2 protein-coding genes are annotated in these 1,815 nt (G+C 74.7%); one reads left to right on the forward strand and one right to left on the reverse strand.

Annotated elements, in window-relative coordinates:
* The coding region (locus NBW84_RS23855) for a class I SAM-dependent methyltransferase (RefSeq protein ID WP_250287589.1) at window positions 1-298 on the reverse strand (298 nt) is incomplete at its 3' end.
* A 358-nt stretch (window positions 299-656) separates the two neighbouring features.
* Here NBW84_RS23855 and NBW84_RS23860 point away from each other — a divergent pair.
* Window positions 657-1,815, forward strand: a 1,159-nt coding sequence (locus NBW84_RS23860; protein ID WP_250287590.1) for a peptidase M50, incomplete at its 3' end; no start/stop codon positions are given.

Here is a 1,815-nt window from a genome sequence, read left to right on the forward strand (position 1 = left end):
TCGGGCCGGGCAGGTGCAGCGGCCGGGCCAGGTCCGCGTGGACGATCTCCAGGCGGTCGGTGCGGCCGTCCAGCCGGGCTCGCAGCCGGTCGAGCATGGCGGCGGAGCCGTCCACGGCGATCACCCGCCCGTGGGGCAGCCGGTCGAGCAGGGCGGCGGTGTCACGGCCGGTGCCGCAGCCGGCGTCGAGGACTGTCTCGCCGCCGGCCAGCGCCAGGCGGGAGAGGGTGCGCAGGCCCCACTGCTCGTGGGGCAGCGGCAGGGAGTCGTAGCCACGGGCGTCCCATTCGCGAGGCATGTACCGAGCCTATATCGCGGCAGGTGATGGTTCGATAGCAGGGTGAGACATTGCTCGCCGCCGGGAGGAGCGTCTCGGGGCTGCGCGCTCCGATGCGGATCCCGTGCTGGTCGGTACCGCCGCGGGGACGACGAAACCGGCGGGACGGCAGGGCCGGCTGCGGGCGGGGGCGGCTGCGGTAACGAGATTTTAAACAACAATCGTGGTGTCCGGCCGTGTGCATGCGCCCGGGGCCGGGAAGCCTGGAAGGAGACGAATCCGGTGATGCGATCTTTCCCACGGCATACGTCCTGCCCGGAAAGGGGAGCGAACGGATATGACCGCTGACCACGCGCCGAGGGGAACGGTTCACACACCGGTGTCGGCACGCCCCGGGGCCGCCGTCGCCATCGCCTTGCTGACCTTCCTGCTGTCCGCCTTCATACTCCCGGCCGCGGTGCCGGGCCGCCCGACCGCCGCCTACCTGTCCGCCGGGCTTATCGGTGCCGGGGTGGTGTTCGGTGTGCTGCTCGCCGCCGACTTCGCCCGGGCCGCGGCCGCGCGCCGGGCCGGTGTCGAGGTCAGCGGGATCAGGGTCGGTGCGTTCGGCAGCCGGCTGACCACCGTGACGAAGATCACAGAACCTGTGGCCGCCGCCCGCGTCGCCCGCGCCGGCCTGTTCGTCGGCGGGCTCGGAGGAGGCGTGCTCGTCGTGCTCGGCTGGCTTGCTCCCAGCGGCGCCGCGGCGCTCGCCGGCAGCGTCGGGCTGTGGGCGGGCGGCCTGCTGCTGTTGCTCACCGCCTCGGAGCTGCTGCCCACGCCACGCACCGGCGGGGGGCGGCTGCTCGCGTCCGCGGTGTACCGCCGGACGGGCAGCCGGGAACGCGCCGACGCCGCCGTGGCCCGGGCCGCGGTGGCCGTCGGCTGGGCTCTGATCGCGTCGGGCCTGGCCGTGACATTCCTGGCCAGCCCGGCGGGGCTGTGGGTGGTGCTGCTGGGCTGGATCGCGCTTGGCGCCGGCCGGCTCGAGCAGTCCCGGTTGCGCACGAACCGGCTGCTGGCCGGGGTCCGGGTCGGCGAGGTGATGGGGCCCGCCCCCGAGAGTGTGGCCGGTTGGCGTACGGTCGCCGCCGCCGTGGAGGATGTGGTGGCGCCGGCCGTGGCCGCCTCGGGGCGGACGGTGTTCACCGTCGTGGACTTCGACGGCGCGCTCGCCGGGGTCGTGTTCCTGCGTGACCTTGACGCGGTCCCGCTGGACGACCGGGGGCTGACCAGGGTCAGCAAGGTGAGCGTGCCGATGACCACGGTGTGCCTGACCACAGCGGACGAGCTGCTCACCGACCTGCTTCCGCGGCTGGCCGGGCGGCCGGGCGCGGGCCTCGCGCTGGTGGTCGACGACATCGGCGCTGCCAGGCCACAGCCGGTCGGCGTCGTCGGCCACATGGAGATCACGAAGACGTTGGCGGTCGCGTCGTTGCGGGCCGCCGTGGCCGGCGCCTCTGGCGCGTCCGGCGCCGCCGGCGGGCCCGGGGCCGGCG

This window comes from Protofrankia sp. CiP1_Cm_nod2, from assembly GCF_920664355.1.
Taxonomy (GTDB): Bacteria; Actinomycetota; Actinomycetes; order Frankiales; family Frankiaceae; genus Protofrankia.